This window comes from Colwellia sp. PAMC 20917 (assembly GCF_001767295.1).
Taxonomy (GTDB): Bacteria; Pseudomonadota; Gammaproteobacteria; order Enterobacterales; family Alteromonadaceae; genus Colwellia_A.
Map to the genome: position 1 here is coordinate 4,533,752 of NZ_CP014944.1, position 20,815 is coordinate 4,554,566.

The window sequence follows — 20,815 nt, forward strand, 5'->3', positions numbered from 1 at the left end:
AACATAAAGAAGAAATAGTAAAATTAGTGCTTTACAAATGCTATTGCAGGTCTTAATATCTGCCCCGTCTTGAAGCAAGCAATTGTTTTAAGACATTCAGGTGAGATGGCTGAGTGGTCGAAAGCACTGGTCTTGAAAACCAGCAAGGGTTTATAGCCCTTCTAGAGTTCAAATCTCTATCTCACCGCCAAATTAAAAAAAGCCCGTTAATCGAAAGATTGACGGGTTTTTTGCTTTTGAAAAGTAGAAACCATCAGAAAGGGTTTATAGCACTAAACCTTCGAGTAGAGTTCAAATCCACTCTCACCGCCAAATAAAGAAAAACCGCTAATCGAAAGATTAGCGGTTTTTTGCTTTTTGAAGTTAGAAATTATAAATAAGGTTTATAGCACTAAACCTTCGAGTAGAGTTCAAATCCACTCTCACCTCCAAACAAAGAAAAACCGCTAATCGAAAGATTAGCGGTTTTTTGCTTTTTGAAAGTTAGAAATTTTAAACATGTGTTTATAGCACTGCTATATCCTTTACCTTACACTCAGATAACCAATTGATTTTAATTTTTAAATTGCTCTGGTTAAGTTTGTGCGTTCATTTTTATATTAGGCTTATCATTTTTATTATGTAGTATGTTATGAGCCTATTTGAGCTCATTGGCTTTTCGGTATTTACCTTGATAGTCAAAAAGTCTGTTTTTGACACGCCAGTAGAATTTTTGTTTTCTACCAATGACAAAGTCAGGACACGGCAATATGTTAGCTAACTTTAATGCTTGTTCAAGTGTAGTCACTTCAAACGATCCAGTAGAGCCCAGCTGAACACTAATTTTAGCGCTAAGGCGTTTAGAAAAGATATCATTGAACGCTTTAACTTGATTTGGCTTAGTGAAGTCAAAAAATTCATTGAGTTCAACGCCTTCCTCGTCATGGTAAGTGATTTTTAACTTATCAGCTCCCTTATCACTAATTTTCGTTAAATTAAGACCTGCGCAACGAATAATTTTTGAATCTTTAAGTTGCAGTGCCTTTTTTAACATATCATCGGGATCAACCAAGACTTCATGACACTGTAAACAGTTACGAGCAGCTATGTCATTTTCACCACCGCAGTGTGGGCATTCTTTAAATACAAAACGATAGTCACATTGGTTATCTGACCCTTGTTCTTCAATCAGGCCTTGGCATCGTCGGCCGTAGTGTTCCACTAAATAACCATCATCATCACAAATGCCCCAAAATAAATTGGGAAATTCACAACTGGGGCAAATAACTTGCACCGGCTGACTTTTACTATTCGGCTTTTTCTCACCAACTTCGGGATGATAGAGGTCAAAATCATTGCCCGTATAGTCAATGACCAAGCAATCTTTTTTGTTATCACTCAAACGCAGACCACGGCCAATGATTTGCTGATAGAGACTAACTGATTGTGTTGGACGTAATATCGCAATCATATCGACATGCGGTGCGTCAAAGCCAGTGGTTAATACTGAAACATTAACCAGGTATTTAATTTCTTTACGCTTGAATGCCTTAATTAACTTATCGCGTTCAGTGTTGTCGGTAGCACCGGTAATTAATGCACTCAATTGGGCGGGTAAATAACTGAAGACTTCCTTTGCATGCTCAACTGTAGCGGCAAATATCATAATACCTTGACGTTTATAGCCTAACTCAATGACCTGCTCAATAATGCCTTGAGTCACCCGGGGATTTTTATTTAATAGATGATTGATATCTGTAGGACTATATTCACCAGAGGCGTTTGCTCGCAGGCTACTAAAATCATAATGCTCTATGGTGGCATCGACTAAATTAGGTTCGGTTAAATACTGACGTTTAATTAAGTAACGAAGGGGTAGTTCATAAATACAGTGCTCAAAAGGTCGCTTTTCTTCACTTCGCATGAAACCACGGTAATGTTTTTTATAAATCCAGCCCATACCTAAACGATAAGGGGTTGCGGTTAAACCCAATAATTTAACATCAGGATTAACTTGCATCAATTTTTCAATAATTTGTTGATACTGGTTACTATTAGACAGCTTGCTTGCTTTTTCTTGTATTTGCTCTTTGGACTCCCCTTTAGACTTGTCTTTAGCTTTATCCTTAGCAAGCTCAGTGCTGGCTAAGTTAACTCTATGACATTCGTCAATAATAATTAAGGAGTAGGGCTCACTAAAGTCATCTAAATTGCGAGCTGCCGATTGTATACTGGCGAACGTTACTTGGTGCTGAGTTTCTTTCAGTTTTAATCCGGCTGAATAAATACCGGCGGTAACACCATAGCTTTCATATTTTTGATGATTTTGCTCGACCAGTTCTTTGACATGGGTAAGTACCAGTATTTTTCGCTTTGCCAACCGAGCAAGTTCGGCAATTACCAGACTTTTACCTGATCCTGTAGGTAAAACAATCACCGCAGATTCGTTGGTTTTTCTAAAGTGTTTAAGCACCGCCGAAACAGCTTCTTGTTGATAATCTCTAAGTTGAAAAACTTCCACGCAGTGCTGTTGCCTTAATAGGGAGATGAAAGCAGCCATAATAGCAAAGTAGTCGATAAGTCCAAAATTTAAAACCAACTTTAAACCTTGATTAGTTTGTAGCAGTTAATCTAATAGTAGGGTTTAATAAAAGACTAATATGCTGCGCACTATTGGGAACACCATTGAGGTAATTGAGCCTTAATATGATTTTTTTGCAAAAAGTAATACAAAATAGTTCTGATAGGTAACTTTACAGTCTCTTCTCAGTAACTAGGGAGTACTTCATAAAAATCAAACAGACAAGTTATCTGTTTAGTTTCTTATATATAATGATCATGAGTTTACTCTAGTGGAAATTTATTGAATAAAACCAGTGCCCATAGACGTCCGATTCTTTAAACAAAAGATAGAAAAACCGATAATCAAAAGATTAATGTTTTTTTGTTTTATAGCGCTAAAATCTCTATAGCAAGGGGTATATAAAAAGCAGTTATGAACGTTCGAAGCTTTTGCATTATAGTAATATATGAAAGTTTTAATAAATGAGTGTTAGGAAATGTTTCACAAGTGATCTCAAACCACTAGGTTACCGCAATGTTTAGTGGTGTATTTATCTTTTAAAATGCTTAAAATCAGACTAAAAAATTGTACCTGGGAGAGTTAGAAGTATTACCTGCACAATATATTACTATTACTATTACTATTGCTAAAATAAAAGAAAGGTATAAAAATTGAAAAATTAGCATAAATTATTAATTCAGGTATTATGTACTAAAGGTGTTATTAAATTAGAATTTTTTAGTTGTACTTTAGTGTCGTGTTTTTTAACAGTTATCAAAAATGAAGTTTACACTTGAATGTTACCTATTGAATTAAATGAGGTTTTGTTTTTGGCGTGTATTTTGCATAATGCTAGTATATTGAAGTAAGTGTCGTTATGCGACATAAAATTATTAACCCATTAAGGGCTTAAGGAAGTTGTATGAGTTCTAAAATCATAAATATTGTTGTAGTTTGTGTGTTATCTCTTTTTGTTGCCGATAGAGCAAATGCCGGATTAATTATTGGTGATCATTATTCTGATAATGCTGGTATCCAATGGGAGTACATAGGTTCTTTTGATTTAACTGGTGGAGAGGATCATAGCCTTAAACCTACTACTTATAATGGTATTGAGGCCGCAGAATTTATCTTTGGTCAACCTACAATTCCAGTATCATACGCCTTAAGTACAAACTATACGACTGACTACACTAACATTGAAGATTATATTGTTAATAAAGAAGCTTTTTACCAGCAATATCAAATAGCTGCTGTTAAATCATACGATCAAGCCAGAGCAACTAATCTAGCTGGTGGTATTGGTTATGATGCTCAAGGTGATGTTTCAGCATACATTAAAGATAGAGCGTTGGAAGGAATATACATTAATTATGTATTCAAATCAGTGACAACTTCAGTGCCTGAACCATCAACAATTGCTATTTTCTCACTTGCTTTAATTGGATTAGTCTCTCGTAGATTCAAAAACTAATAATTTTATTATCATCAAGGCGGTGTCTCCCGATACCGCCGTTGTTACTGAACATTAATATCTATTTTGCATGCCTTACCTCTAAAAACAACATATATTTAATTGAGATACAGGCCCTATACCTTGAATCATTATTGCAAGATTAGCTTTTATAATGTTTTTTGTATTAAAACTTAATTTCATTATTTAATTTATCTGTTAAACAATTCATAACAAGACCACCTAAAATACATTGTCTTTAGTCTAAATACTTGTAATATGTTACTTTATAGGTATGTTTACAGTTATTAATCAGCTGCAGTATTTTTAGATTTTCTAGAGTATGTGGTAAGCCAAATCATTAGGAATGTTGTTTATGGAAAACTATACCAACCCAAAAAATGCACAAATCATTAATGTTAAAGGTGAAATTCACACCGATGTGGCTGAAAACACTCTATTAAAAGTCGGTGATGTCATTAAAGCAGGTGACGTTCTTAATTTAATCAAAGGCAGTGAAATTGTATTAGCTTATGCGGATGGAAGTCAGCATAAAGTCTACAGCTACGAGGCTGAGTCGGTAAATGAAATTCGTGTAGATATAATTTCTCCTGATAACAATACAGAAAGTGTTGATAGTGAAGATATCATTAATATTCAAAATGAAATTGCAGCAATTCAAGACTTAATCGATGCTGATATCGATGCTGAGCTCCCTGAGACAACTGCTGGTCTTACTAATAATGAAGGTACAAGTTTTGTCACGGTAAACAGAACAGGCGATGAAACGTTAGCGCAGGCTGGATACGATACAACAGAACAAAACAATATTTTTGTCTTACCCGGTGATTTAGATAACGAAAATAATAATGATAATTTTGCCTTATTTGATGCTGATGAAAGTGTCACTGTAGCAGAAGATACATCAGCCACAGGTAATGTGCTAGATAATGGTGCCAGCGCAGGCGGCCCATTAAGTGTGATTAACTTTAGTGTTAATGGTAATACTTTCGATGCCGGCGAGACAATTAATCTAGTTGAGGGTGAATTTACCTTAAATGCAGACGGTAGCTATACCTTTATACCTGCTGATAATTTTAATGGCACTGTGCCCGTTGTCAATTACACCGTTACTGATGGTGCAGGTAATACGGATAGTTCTACTTTAACGATTTTAGTAACACCCGTATCAGATCTTACTGATGCGGATGAATCTGTTACAACAGCTGAAGATACCCCAGTCTCTGGCAATGTACTTAATAATGCTGAAACTGCAGATGGTCCTCTGACTATAACGAGCTTTACTGTTGATGGAAATACTTTCAATGCAGGTGATACGGTTACTCTCGCTGAAGGCGAATTCACTTTAAATGCAGATGGTAGTTACACCTTTATACCAAACGATAATCTTAATGGTGCTGTACCCGTGGTCAGTTACACGGTTACTGATGGTGCGGGTGATACCGATAATTCTACTTTAACAATTTCAGTAACACCGTTATCAGATCTTACTGATGACAATGAATCTGTTACAACAGCTGAAGATACCCCAGTCTCTGGTAATGTTTTAGATAATGCAGCAACTGCAGATGGACCATTAACCGTAACGAGTTTTACTGTTGATGGGAATACTTATAATGCAGGTGATACTGTTACTCTCACTGAAGGTGAATTAACTTTAAATGCAGATGGTAGTTACACCTTTATACCGAATGATAACTTCAACGGTACTGTGCCCGTAGTCAATTATACCGTTACTGATGGTGCAGGAGATACGGATAGTTCTACTTTAACGATTTTAGTAACACCCGTATCAGATCTTACTGATGCGGATGAATCTGTTACAACAGCTGAAGATACCCCTGTTTCTGGCAATGTACTTAATAATGCTGAAACTGCAGATGGTCCTCTGACTATAACGAGCTTTACTGTTGATGGTAATACTTTTAATCCAGGTGATACGGTTACTCTCACTGAAGGTGAGTTAACCTTAAATGCAGATGGTAGTTACACCTTTATACCAAATGACAATTTCAACGGCAGTGTACCCGTGGTCAGCTACACCGTTACTGACGGTGCGGGTGATACCGATAGTTCTACCTTAACAATTTCAGTAACACCGTTATCAGATCTTACTGATGACAATGAATCTGTCACAACAGCTGAAGATACCGCAGTCTCTGGTAACGTTTTGGATAATGCAGCAACTGCAGATGGACCATTAACCGTAACCAGCTTTACTGTTAATGGAAATACTTTCAATGCAGGTGACACGGTTACTCTTGCGGAAGGTGAACTCACCTTAAATGCAGATGGTAGTTACACTTTTACACCGAACGATAACTTTAATGGTGCTGTGCCCGTGATCAGCTACACCGTTACTGATGGTGCCGGTGATATCGATAGTTCTACCTTAACAATTTCAGTAACACCGTTATCAGATCTTACTGATGACAATGAATCTGTTACAACAGCTGAAGATACCCCAGTCTCTGGTAATGTTCTGGATAATGCAGCAACTGCAGATGGACCATTAACCGTAACGAGTTTTACTGTTGATGGTAATACTTACAATGCAGGTGAAACGGTTACTCTTGCGGAAGGTGAACTCACTTTAAATACCGATGGTAGTTACACGTTTACACCGAACGATAACTTTAATGGCAGTGTGCCAGTGATCAGCTACACCGTTAACGATGGTGCTGGTGACACAGAAATTTCTACCTTAACAATTTCAGTAACACCGGTTTCAGATTTAAGTGATAATAGTGAAACGGTTACGATAGCAGAAGATACAATTGCTACAGGTAATGTCCTTGATAACGCAGAAACAGCAGATGGTCCACTAACAGTAACGAGTTTTACTGTTGATGGGAATACGTATAATGCTGGTGATACCATTACTCTCGCTGAAGGCGTACTCACTTTAAATACCGATGGTAGTTACACGTTTACACCAAATGATAACTTCAACGGCGCCGTGCCCGTAGTCAGCTACATCGTAACTGATGGTGCAGGTGATACGGATAGTTCTACCTTAACGATTTCAGTAACACCCGTATCAGATCTTATTGATGATAATGAATCTGTTACAACAGCTGAAGATACAGCAGTCTCTGGTAATGTGCTCAATAACGCCGACAGCCTTGATGGACCACTAACTGTTACGAGCTTTAGTGTTGATGGTAATACTTACAATGCAGGTGAAACGGTTACTCTCACTGAAGGTGATCTCATCTTAAATGCAGATGGTAGTTACATTTTTACACCAAATGATAATTTTAACGGTGCTGTGCCAGTGATCAGCTACACCATTACTGATGGTGCTGGTGACACAGAAATTTCTACCTTAACAATTTCAGTGACTCCGGTTTCAGATTTAAGTGATGATAGTGAAACGGTTACGATAGCAGAAGATACAATTGCTACAGGTAATGTCCTTGATAACGCAGAAACAGCAGATGGTCCACTCACAGTAACGAGTTTTACGGTTGAGGGTAATACGTACAATGCAGGTGATACGGTTACCCTCACGGAAGGTGAGTTAACTTTAAATACCGATGGTAGTTACACTTTTACACCGAATGACAATTTTAATGGTGCTGTGCCTGTTATTACTTACATTGTTACTGACGGTGCAGGTGATACTCAGAGTTCTACACTAACAATTTCAGTGACACCAGTTTCAGATTTAAGCGATGATAGTGAAACGGTCACGATATCAGAAGATACAACAGCCACAGGCAATGTGTTAGCTAATGCTGAAACTGCAGACGGTCCAATAACTGTCACAAGTTTTACTGTTGATGGGAATACTTATAATGCAGGTGATACGGTTACTCTTGCTGAAGGCGAACTGACTTTAAATGCAGATGGTAGTTACACATTTACACCGAACGATAACTTCAATGGCAGTGTGCCTGTAGTCAGCTACACCGTTATTGATGGTGCTGGTGATACACAGAGCTCTACCTTAACAATTTCAGTGACACCTGTTTCAGATTTAAGTGATGATAGTGAAACTGTTTCTGTCGCAGAAGATACAACCGCCACAGGCAATGTGTTAGATAATGCAGCAACAGTAGACGGTCCAATGACCGTCACCAGCTTTACTGTTGGTGGAAATACGTACAATGCAGGTGATACGGTTACTCTCACTGAAGGTCAACTCACCTTAAATACGGATGGTAGTTACACCTTCACACCAAATGACAATTTCAACGGTGTCGTGCCTGTTATTACTTATACTGTTACTGATGGTGCAGGAGATACGGATAGCTCTACTTTAACAATTTCAGTGACTCCAGTGTCAGATTTAACTGATGATAGTGAAACTGTTTCTGTCGCAGAAGATACCACCGCCACAGGCAATGTGTTGGATAATGCTGAAACAGCAGATGGTCCAATGACCATCACTAGCTTTACTGTTGGTGGGAATACGTACAATTCAGGTGACACGGTAACTCTCACTGAAGGTCAACTCACTTTAAATACCGATGGTAGTTACACCTTCACACCAAATGACAATTTCAACGGTGTCGTGCCAGTGATCAGCTACACCGTTACTGACGGTGCAGGTGATACCGAAAGTTCTACCTTAACAATTTCAGTAACACCAGTTTCTGATCTGAGCGATGATAGTGAAACTGTTTCTGTCGCAGAAGACACAACAGCTACGGGCAATGTGCTTGATAACGCAGAAACTGCCGATGGTCCAATAACTGTCACAAGTTTTACTGTTGATGGGAATACTTATAATGCAGGTGATACGGTTACTCTTGCTGAAGGCGAACTCACTTTAAATACCGATGGTAGCTATACTTTCACACCGAACGATAACTTTAACGGTGCTGTACCCGTTATTACATATACCGTCACCGATGGTGCCGGTGATACTCAGAGTTCTACCCTAACAATTTCAGTAACACCGGTATCAGATCTTATTGATGACAATGAATCTATCACAACAGCTGAAGATACAGCAGTCTCTGGTAATGTACTTAATAACGCCGACAGCCTTGATGGACCGATAACTGTCACTAGCTTTACTGTTGATGGGAATACGTACAGTGCAGGTGACACAGTTACTCTCACTGAAGGTGATCTCACCTTAAATGCAGACGGTAGCTATACTTTTACACCCAATGACAATTTCAACGGTGCTGTGCCTGTTGTTACTTATATCGTCACAGATGGCGCCGGTGATACACAGAGCTCTACACTAACAATTTCAGTCACACCGGTTTCAGATCTAAGCGATGATAGTGAAACAGTAAGTGTCGTAGAAGATACAACCGCCACAGGCAATGTGTTAGATAATGCTGAAACTGCAGACGGTCCTTTAACTGTCACTAGCTTTACTGTTGGTGGGAATACGTACAATGCAGGTGACACGGTTACTCTTACGGAAGGTGAGTTAACTTTAAATACCGATGGTAGCTATACCTTTACACCGAATGATAACTTCAATGGTGCTGTACCCGTTATTACATATACCGTCACTGATGGTGCTGGTGACACTCAGAGTTCTACCCTAACAATTTCAGTAACACCAGTTTCTGATCTAAGTGATGATAGTGAAACTGTTTCTGTCGCAGAAGACACAACCGCCACAGGCAATGTCCTTGATAATGCAGTAACTGCAGAGGGTCCTTTAACTGTCACTAGCTTTACTGTTGGTGGGAATACGTATAATGCAGGTGATACAGTTACTCTCACTGAAGGTGATCTCACCTTAAATGCAGACGGTAGCTATACCTTCACACCGAATGACAACTTTAATGGTGCTGTGCCAGTGATCAGTTACACCATTACCGATGGTGCTGGTGACACTCAGACTTCAACTTTAACAATTTCAGTAACACCTTTATCAGATCTTACTGATGACAATGAATCTGTTACAACAGCTGAAGACACAACAGCAACAGGCAATGTGTTAGATAATGCAGCAACTGCAGATGGACCGTTAACCGTAACGAGTTTTACTGTTGATGGGAATACGTACAATGCAGGTGACACGGTTACTCTTGCGGAAGGTGAACTCACTTTAAATACCAATGGTAGTTACACTTTTACTCCGAATGATAACTTTAATGGTGCTGTGCCAGTGATCAGTTACACCATTACCGATGGTGCTGGTGACACTCAGAGTTCTACCCTAACAATTTCAGTGATTCCAGTTTCTGATCTAAGTGATGATAGTGAAACTGTCACAATAGCTGAAGATACAATTGCTACAGGTAATGTGCTTGATAATGCAGTAACAGCAGACGGACCATTAACTGTTACCAGCTTTACTGTTGATGGTAATACATATAGTGCAGGTGATACGGTTACTCTCACTGAAGGTGAGCTCACCTTAAATACCGATGGTAGCTATACCTTCACACCGAATGATAATTTCAACGGTACTGTGCCAGTGATCAGTTACACCATTACCGATGGTGCTGGTGATACTCAGAGTTCAACTTTAACAATTTCAGTAACACCTTTATCAGATCTTACTGATGACAATGAATCTGTTACAACAGCTGAAGACACAACAGCAACAGGCAATGTCCTTGATAATGCAGTAACTGCAGACGGTCCAATGACCGTCACTAGCTTTACTGTTGGTGGGAATACCTATAATGCAGGTGACACGGTTACTCTTACTGAAGGTGAGTTAACTTTAAATACCGATGGTAGTTACACCTTCACACCAAATGACAATTTCAACGGTACCGTGCCAGTGATCAGCTACACCGTTATTGATGGTGCCGGTGATACACAGAGTTCTACCTTAACGATTTCAGTAACACCGGTATCAGATCTTATTGATGACAATGAATCTGTCACAACAACTGAAGATACAGCAGTTTCTGGCAATGTTCTTAATAACGCTGACAGCCTTGATGGACCGATAACTGTCACCAGTTTTACTGTTGATGGGAATACGTACAATGCAGGTGATACGGTTACTCTTACTGAAGGTGAGCTCACCTTAAATACCGATGGTAGCTATACCTTCACACCGAATGATAACTTTAACGGTGCTGTGCCAGTGATCAGCTACACCGTCACTGATGGTGCTGGTGACACACAGAACTCTACCTTAACAATTTCAGTTACACCTGTTTCTGATTTAAGTGATGATAATGAAACTGTTACAACAGCTGAAGACACAACAGCTACAGGTAATGTCCTTGATAATGCAGTAACTGCAGATGGTCCACTCACGGTCACCAGCTTTACTGTTGGTGGGAATACGTACAATGCAGGTGACACGGTTACTCTCACGGAAGGTGAGTTAACTTTAATTGCAGACGGTAGTTACACTTTCACTCCGAATGATAACTTTAACGGTGCTGTGCCAGTGATCAGCTACACCGTTACTGATGGTGCCGGTGATACCGAAAGTTCTACCCTAACAATTTCAGTGACACCCGTGTCAGATTTAACTGATGATAGTGAAACTGTCACGATAGCTGAAGATACAATTGCTACAGGTAATGTGTTAGCTAATGCAGTAACTGCAGATGGTCCAATGACAGTAACGAGCTTTACTGTTAATGGTAATACTTACAGTCCAGGTGATATCGTTACTCTTACTGAAGGTGAGTTAACTTTAAATACCAATGGTAGTTACATTTTTACTCCGAATGATAACTTTAATGGTGCTGTGCCAGTGATCAGCTACACCGTTACTGATGGTGCTGGTGACACAGAAATTTCTACTTTAACAATTTCAGTAACACCGGTATCAGATCTTACTGATGACAATGAATCTGTTACAACAGCTGAAGATACAATTGCTACAGGTAATGTGCTTGATAATGCAGTAACAGCAGACGGACCATTAACTGTTACCAGCTTTACTGTTGATGGTAATACATATAGTGCAGGTGATACGGTTACTCTCACTGAAGGTGAGCTCACCTTAAATACCGATGGTAGCTATACCTTCACACCGAATGATAATTTCAACGGTACTGTGCCAGTGATCAGTTACACCATTACCGATGGTGCTGGTGACACTCAGAGTTCAACTTTAACAATTTCAGTAACACCTTTATCAGATCTTACTGATGACAATGAATCTGTTACAACAGCTGAAGACACAACAGCAACAGGCAATGTCCTTGATAATGCAGTAACTGCAGACGGTCCACTAACAGTAACGAGCTTTACTGTTGATGGAAATACGTACAGTGCAGGTGATACGGTTACTCTCACTGAAGGCGAACTCACTTTAAATGCAAATGGTAGCTACACCTTTACACCGAATGATAACTTCAATGGTGCTGTGCCAGTGATCAGCTACACCGTTACTGATGGTGCCGGTGATACAGAAATTTCTACTTTAACAATTTCAGTGACTCCAGTGTCAGATTTAACTGATGATAGTGAAACTGTCACGATAGCTGAAGATACAATTGCTACAGGCAATGTGTTAGCTAATGCAGAAACAGCAGACGGTCCACTAACTGTCACCAGCTTTACTGTTGGTGGTGATACTTACAGTCCAGGTGATATCGTTACTCTTACTGAAGGTAAGTTAACTTTAAATACCGATGGTAGTTATACCTTCACTCCGAATGACAATTTCAACGGGGCTGTGCCGGTTATTACTTATACTGTTACTGATGGTGCCGGTGATACTCAGAGTTCTACCCTAACAATTTCAGTAACACCCGTGTCTGATTTAAGTGATGATAGTGAAACAGTCACGATAGCTGAAGATACAATTGCTACAGGTAATGTGTTAGCTAATGCAGTAACTGCGGATGGTCCAATGACCGTCACCAGCTTTACTGTTGGTGGAAATACGTACAATGCAGGTGATACGGTTACCCTCACCGAAGGTGAGTTAACTTTAAATACCAATGGTAGCTACACCTTTACACCGAATGATAACTTTAATGGTGCTGTGCCAGTGATCAGCTACACCGTCACTGATGGTGCTGGTGACACACAGAACTCTACCTTAACAATTTCAGTTACACCTGTTTCTGATTTAAGTGATGATAATGAAACTGTTTCTGTCGCAGAAGATACAACCGCCACAGGCAATGTGTTAGCTAATGCAGAAACAGCAGACGGTCCACTAACTGTCACCAGCTTTACTGTTGGTGGAAATACGTACAATGCAGGTGACACGGTTACTCTCACGGAAGGTGAGTTAACTTTAATTGCAGACGGTAGTTACACTTTCACTCCGAATGATAACTTTAACGGTGCTGTGCCAGTGATCAGCTACACCGTCACTGATGGTGCTGGTGACACACAGAACTCTACCTTAACAATTTCAGTTACACCTGTTTCTGATTTAAGTGATGATAATGAAACTGTTACAACAGCTGAAGACACAACAGCTACAGGTAATGTCCTTGATAATGCAGTAACTGCAGATGGTCCACTCACGGTCACCAGCTTTACTGTTGGTGGGAATACGTACAATGCAGGTGACACGGTTACTCTCACTGAAGGTGAGCTCACCTTAAATACCGATGGTAGCTATACCTTCACACCGAATGATAATTTCAACGGTACTGTGCCAGTGATCAGTTACACCATTACCGATGGTGCTGGTGACACTCAGAGTTCAACTTTAACAATTTCAGTAACACCTTTATCAGATCTTACTGATGACAATGAATCTGTTACAACAGCTGAAGACACAACAGCAACAGGCAATGTCCTTGATAATGCAGTAACTGCAGACGGTCCACTAACAGTAACGAGCTTTACTGTTGATGGAAATACGTACAGTGCAGGTGATACGGTTACTCTCACTGAAGGCGAACTCACTTTAAATGCAAATGGTAGCTACACCTTTACACCGAATGATAACTTCAATGGTGCTGTGCCAGTGATCAGCTACACCGTTACTGATGGTGCCGGTGATACAGAAATTTCTACTTTAACAATTTCAGTGACTCCAGTGTCAGATTTAACTGATGATAGTGAAACTGTCACGATAGCTGAAGATACAATTGCTACAGGCAATGTGTTAGCTAATGCAGAAACAGCAGACGGTCCACTAACTGTCACCAGCTTTACTGTTGGTGGTGATACTTACAGTCCAGGTGATATCGTTAGTCTTACTGAAGGTAAGTTAACTTTAAATACCGATGGTAGTTATACCTTCACTCCGAATGACAATTTCAACGGGGCTGTGCCGGTTATTACTTATACTGTTACTGATGGTGCCGGTGATACTCAGAGTTCTACCCTAACAATTTCAGTAACACCCGTGTCTGATTTAAGTGATGATAGTGAAACAGTCACGATAGCTGAAGATACAATTGCTACAGGTAATGTGTTAGCTAATGCAGTAACTGCGGATGGTCCAATGACCGTCACCAGCTTTACTGTTGGTGGAAATACGTACAATGCAGGTGATACGGTTACCCTCACCGAAGGTGAGTTAACTTTAAATACCAATGGTAGCTACACCTTTACACCGAATGATAACTTTAATGGTGCTGTGCCAGTGATCAGCTACACCGTCACTGATGGTGCTGGTGACACACAGAACTCTACCTTAACAATTTCAGTTACACCTGTTTCTGATTTAAGTGATGATAATGAAACTGTTTCTGTCGCAGAAGATACAACCGCCACAGGCAATGTGTTAGCTAATGCAGAAACAGCAGACGGTCCACTAACTGTCACCAGCTTTACTGTTGGTGGAAATACGTACAATGCAGGTGACACGGTTACTCTCACGGAAGGTGAGTTAACTTTAATTGCAGACGGTAGTTACACTTTCACTCCGAATGATAACTTTAACGGTGCTGTGCCAGTGATCAGCTACACCGTCACTGATGGTGCTGGTGACACACAGAACTCTACCTTAACAATTTCAGTTACACCTGTTTCTGATTTAAGTGATGATAATGAAACTGTTACAACAGCTGAAGACACAACAGCTACAGGTAATGTCCTTGATAATGCAGTAACTGCAGATGGTCCACTCACGGTCACCAGCTTTACTGTTGGTGGGAATACGTACAATGCAGGTGACACGGTTACTCTCACTGAAGGTGAGCTCACCTTAAATACCGATGGTAGCTATACCTTCACACCGAATGATAATTTCAACGGTACTGTGCCAGTGATCAGTTACACCATTACCGATGGTGCTGGTGACACTCAGAGTTCAACTTTAACAATTTCAGTAACACCTTTATCAGATCTTACTGATGACAATGAATCTGTTACAACAGCTGAAGACACAACAGCAACAGGCAATGTCCTTGATAATGCAGTAACTGCAGACGGTCCACTAACAGTAACGAGCTTTACTGTTGATGGAAATACGTACAGTGCAGGTGATACGGTTACTCTCACTGAAGGCGAACTCACTTTAAATGCAAATGGTAGCTACACCTTTACACCGAATGATAACTTCAATGGTGCTGTGCCAGTGATCAGCTACACCGTTACTGATGGTGCCGGTGATACAGAAATTTCTACTTTAACAATTTCAGTGACTCCAGTGTCAGATTTAACTGATGATAGTGAAACTGTCACGATAGCTGAAGATACAATTGCTACAGGCAATGTGTTAGCTAATGCAGAAACAGCAGACGGTCCACTAACTGTCACCAGCTTTACTGTTGGTGGTGATACTTACAGTCCAGGTGATATCGTTAGTCTTACTGAAGGTAAGTTAACTTTAAATACCGATGGTAGTTATACCTTCACTCCGAATGACAATTTCAACGGGGCTGTGCCGGTTATTACTTATACTGTTACTGATGGTGCCGGTGATACTCAGAGTTCTACCCTAACAATTTCAGTAACACCCGTGTCTGATTTAAGTGATGATAGTGAAACAGTCACGATAGCTGAAGATACAATTGCTACAGGTAATGTGTTAGCTAATGCAGTAACTGCGGATGGTCCAATGACCGTCACCAGCTTTACTGTTGGTGGAAATACGTACAATGCAGGTGATACGGTTACCCTCACCGAAGGTGAGTTAACTTTAAATACCAATGGTAGCTACACCTTTACACCGAATGATAACTTTAATGGTGCTGTGCCAGTGATCAGCTACACCGTCACTGATGGTGCTGGTGACACACAGAACTCTACCTTAACAATTTCAGTTACACCTGTTTCTGATTTAAGTGATGATAATGAAACTGTTTCTGTCGCAGAAGATACAACCGCCACAGGCAATGTGTTAGCTAATGCAGAAACAGCAGACGGTCCACTAACTGTCACCAGCTTTACTGTTGGTGGAAATACGTACAATGCAGGTGACACGGTTACTCTCACGGAAGGTGAGTTAACTTTAATTGCAGACGGTAGTTACACTTTCACTCCGAATGATAACTTTAACGGTGCTGTGCCAGTGATCAGCTACACCGTCACTGATGGTGCTGGTGACACACAGAACTCTACCTTAACAATTTCAGTTACACCTGTTTCTGATTTAAGTGATGATAATGAAACTGTTACAACAGCTGAAGACACAACAGCTACAGGTAATGTCCTTGATAATGCAGTAACTGCAGATGGTCCACTCACGGTCACCAGCTTTACTGTTGGTGGGAATACGTACAATGCAGGTGACACGGTTACTCTCACGGAAGGTGAGTTAACTTTAATTGCAGACGGTAGTTACACTTTCACTCCGAATGATAACTTTAACGGTGCTGTGCCAGTGATCAGCTACACCGTTACTGATGGTGCCGGTGATACCGAAAGTTCTACCCTAACAATTTCAGTGACACCCGTGTCAGATTTAACTGATGATAGTGAAACTGTCACGATAGCAGAAGATACAACCGCCACAGGCAATGTGTTAGCTAATGCAGAAACAGCAGACGGTCCACTAACTGTCACCAGCTTTACTGTTGATGGTAATACGTACAATGCAGGTGATATCGTTACTCTTACTGAAGGTGAGTTAACTTTAAATACCAATGGTAGCTACACTTTTACTCCGAATGATAATTTCAACGGTGCTGTGCCGGTTATTACTTATACTGTTACTGATGGTGCAGGAGATACGGATAGCTCTACTTTAACAATTTCAGTGACTCCAGTGTCAGATTTAACTGATGATAGTGAAACTGTCACGATAGCAGAAGATACAACCGGCACAGGCAATGTGTTAGCTAATGCAGAAACAGCAGACGGTCCACTAACTGTCACCAGCTTTACTGTTGGTGGTGATACTTACAGTCCAGGTGATATCGTTAGTCTTACTGAAGGTAAGTTAACTTTAAATACCGATGGTAGTTATACCTTCACTCCGAATGACAATTTCAACGGGGCTGTGCCGGTTATTACTTATACTGTTACTGATGGTGCCGGTGATACTCAGAGTTCTACCCTAACAATTTCAGTAACACCCGTGTCTGATTTAAGTGATGATAGTGAAACAGTCACGATAGCTGAAGATACAATTGCTACAGGTAATGTGTTAGCTAATGCAGTAACTGCGGATGGTCCAATGACCGTCACCAGCTTTACTGTTGGTGGAAATACGTACAATGCAGGTGATACGGTTACCCTCACCGAAGGTGAGTTAACTTTAAATACCAATGGTAGCTACACCTTTACACCGAATGATAACTTTAATGGTGCTGTGCCAGTGATCAGCTACACCGTCACTGATGGTGCTGGTGACACACAGAACTCTACCTTAACAATTTCAGTTACACCTGTTTCTGATTTAAGTGATGATAATGAAACTGTTTCTGTCGCAGAAGATACAACCGCCACAGGCAATGTGTTAGCTAATGCAGAAACAGCAGACGGTCCACTAACTGTCACCAGCTTTACTGTTGGTGGAAATACGTACAATGCAGGTGACACGGTTACTCTCACGGAAGGTGAGTTAACTTTAATTGCAGACGGTAGTTACACTTTCACTCCGAATGATAACTTTAACGGTGCTGTGCCAGTGATCAGCTACACCGTCACTGATGGTGCTGGTGACACACAGAACTCTACCTTAACAATTTCAGTTACACCTGTTTCTGATTTAAGTGATGATAATGAAACTGTTACAACAGCTGAAGACACAACAGCTACAGGTAATGTCCTTGATAATGCAGTAACTGCAGATGGTCCACTCACGGTCACCAGCTTTACTGTTGGTGGGAATACGTACAATGCAGGTGACACGGTTACTCTCACGGAAGGTGAGTTAACTTTAATTGCAGACGGTAGTTACACTTTCACTCCGAATGATAACTTTAACGGTGCTGTGCCAGTGATCAGCTACACCGTTACTGATGGTGCCGGTGATACCGAAAGTTCTACCCTAACAATTTCAGTGACACCCGTGTCAGATTTAACTGATGATAGTGAAACTGTCACGATAGCAGAAGATACAACCGCCACAGGCAATGTGTTAGCTAATGCAGAAACAGCAGACGGTCCACTAACTGTCACCAGCTTTACTGTTGATGGTAATACGTACAATGCAGGTGATATCGTTACTCTTACTGAAGGTGAGTTAACTTTAAATACCAATGGTAGCTACACTTTTACTCCGAATGATAATTTCAACGGTGCTGTGCCGGTTATTACTTATACTGTTACTGATGGTGCAGGAGATACGGATAGCTCTACTTTAACAATTTCAGTGACTCCAGTGTCAGATTTAACTGATGATAGTGAAACTGTCACGATAGCAGAAGATACAACCGGCACAGGCAATGTGTTAGCTAATGCAGAAACAGCAGACGGTCCACTAACTGTCACCAGCTTTACTGTTGATGGTAATACGTACAATGCAGGTGATATCGTTACTCTTACTGAAGGTGAGTTAACTTTAAATACCAATGGTAGCTACACCTTTACACCGAATGATAACTTTAATGGTGCTGTGCCAGTGATCAGCTACACCGTTACTGATGGTGCCGGTGATACCGAAAGTTCTACCCTAACAATTTCAGTGACACCCGTGTCAGATTTAACTGATGATAGTGAAACTGTCACGATAGCTGAAGATACAATTGCTACAGGTAATGTGTTAGCTAATGCAGTAACAGCAGATGGTCCACTAACAGTAACGAGCTTTACAGTTAATGGTGATACTTACAGTCCAGGTGATATCGTTACTCTTACTGAAGGTGAGTTAACTTTAAATACCAATGGTAGTTACATTTTTACTCCGAATGATAACTTTAATGGTGCTGTGCCAGTGATCAGCTACACCGTTACTGATGGTGCCGGTGATACCGATCTGTCGACCTTAACGATTGCGGTCACGCCGGTGAACGATCCCCCGGTTGCGGCTGATGATAGTTTTAGTGTTAACGAAGGCACGAGTGTTTCGGGTAATGTGATCAGCCATGACGACGGCGATGGCGTGAGTGATAACGATGGTGGCGATGGTGCTAGCCTGAGTGTGACTCAAGTCAATGGCGTTGATTTAGTCTTTGACCCAGTAACGGGTGAAGCCCGTGTGGATATTAAAGACGGTTTTATCCTGATCAAGGCCGATGGCAGTTTTACTTACACCCAAAACGGCAATGAGCCGGCGGGTGCTGCGCCAAGTTTCACGTATACCTTAAGTGATGGCACCGATACCGATATGGGGACGGTGACGATTGACGTGATACCGGTGAACAATCCACCGGTTGCAGAAGATGATGGCTTTAATATTGATGAAGGGGAAAGCGTTTCAGGCAATATTATACTTCATCACGATGGTGATGGTGTTATCGATACTGATGGTGGCGACGGTTCAACATTAGTGATAACTCATATTAATGGCGTCGAACTAAGCTTTGGAACAGATGGCTTTGCTATTATTAATGTCGAAGGGGGTATTTTAAGTATTAATGCTAGTGGCGACTTTACTTATCAAAATAGTGAAGGCTATATTTTAGGCGCGACTCCACCAAGTTTTGAATACACTTTAACTGATGGTATTGATAGCGATACAGCCAATGTAATTATTACTGTTAATGACTCTGCTCCAGTTGCTGTCGATGACAATAATTTCATTGCATATCGCGAAAAGGATGGGAAATCAAGGCTCGAAGGTATCCGAGGAAATGTCATAAGTAAAGGTAGTTCTGGAGATAATCAGGATACCTCAGTTGATGGTACCGTAACCTTAATTCAATTTGAATTTGAAGGACAAGTTTACATTTTTGATAGCAATAATACTTCTTACATTATAGATACGGGGTTTGGTGTTTTTACTATGTATGATACAGGGGAGTATAACTTCATTTTAGCTTCAGGGACTGATGTTAATACTATACCTCCATCGATTGAATTCGTTTACACCATCCAAGATGGTGATACCGCCAATCCTGAAACAGATAATGCGACTCTAACCATTTATTTTGAAAGTGCTAATGCTAACAACGCCAACGATACAAATGATGAGAGCTCTGCTTTATCGAACAGCGAACTTATCGACTTGTCTTTTAGTGAATCAGCTACCAGCCAAAGTCTAGGCAATCAAGGTTCAAGCCTTGCAACTGATTATGATTTAAGTGATCTTTTGGTGCAAAGCCAGAGTGAAACTTTTATGTTTGATGAATTTTCGCAAAGTGACTTAAATACAGATCAAGAGAGTGAAGTTACAGTTATCTATGCAGACGAAAACTTGACCTTAGAAAATATTGATCAGGTCGACGCGCTTTCAAATACTGAAACAATCATCACCAATAATTTCTTAGATAAAGGTGTAACATTGAACAGTGATGCTTCATCAGAAATTGTGCCATTGCCCATTGAACTCGACACTTCAGACCAGATATGATTAAGTCGAGTAAATTAAGTAGCAAAATATAACAAGTTCAATAAGCTAATGATGAGATATATTTCCAACATCATTAGCTTATTCGCTT

At 40.3% G+C, this 20,815-nt stretch carries 3 protein-coding genes and 1 tRNA gene; 3 read left to right on the forward strand and 1 reads right to left on the reverse strand.

Annotated features, from left to right (window positions below; translation table 11 throughout):
* Positions 1 to 99: 99 nt before the first annotated feature.
* Positions 100 to 190, forward strand: a tRNA-Ser gene (locus A3Q34_RS19395).
* Positions 191 to 637: 447 nt separating this feature from the next.
* Here the strand turns inward: A3Q34_RS19395 and A3Q34_RS19400 are convergent.
* Entirely contained in the window at positions 638 to 2,500 is a 1,863-nt protein-coding gene (locus tag A3Q34_RS19400; RefSeq protein ID WP_231907395.1) for a DEAD/DEAH box helicase, read from the reverse strand.
* A 964-nt stretch (positions 2,501 to 3,464) separates the two neighbouring features.
* Between A3Q34_RS19400 and A3Q34_RS19405 the strand changes: the two genes are divergently transcribed.
* The gene (locus A3Q34_RS19405) at positions 3,465 to 4,016 is read left to right on the forward strand and encodes a PEP-CTERM sorting domain-containing protein (protein ID WP_070376841.1); all 552 of its coding nucleotides are present in this window, start codon (positions 3,465 to 3,467) and stop codon (positions 4,014 to 4,016) included.
* Between the two features lie 355 nt (positions 4,017 to 4,371).
* Positions 4,372 to 20,727, forward strand: coding sequence for an Ig-like domain-containing protein (locus tag A3Q34_RS20630; protein WP_070376842.1), 16,356 nt, complete (start codon positions 4,372 to 4,374; stop codon positions 20,725 to 20,727).
* Positions 20,728 to 20,815: the final 88 nt, after the last annotated feature.

Excerpts from the sequence above, each read along its gene's own strand:
- A3Q34_RS20630 (WP_070376842.1), top strand. The coding sequence starts at position 4,372 with ATGGAAAACTATACCAACCCAAAAAATGCACAAATCATTAATGTTAAA.
- A3Q34_RS19405 (WP_070376841.1), top strand. The coding sequence starts at position 3,465 with ATGAGTTCTAAAATCATAAATATTGTTGTAGTTTGTGTGTTATCTCTT.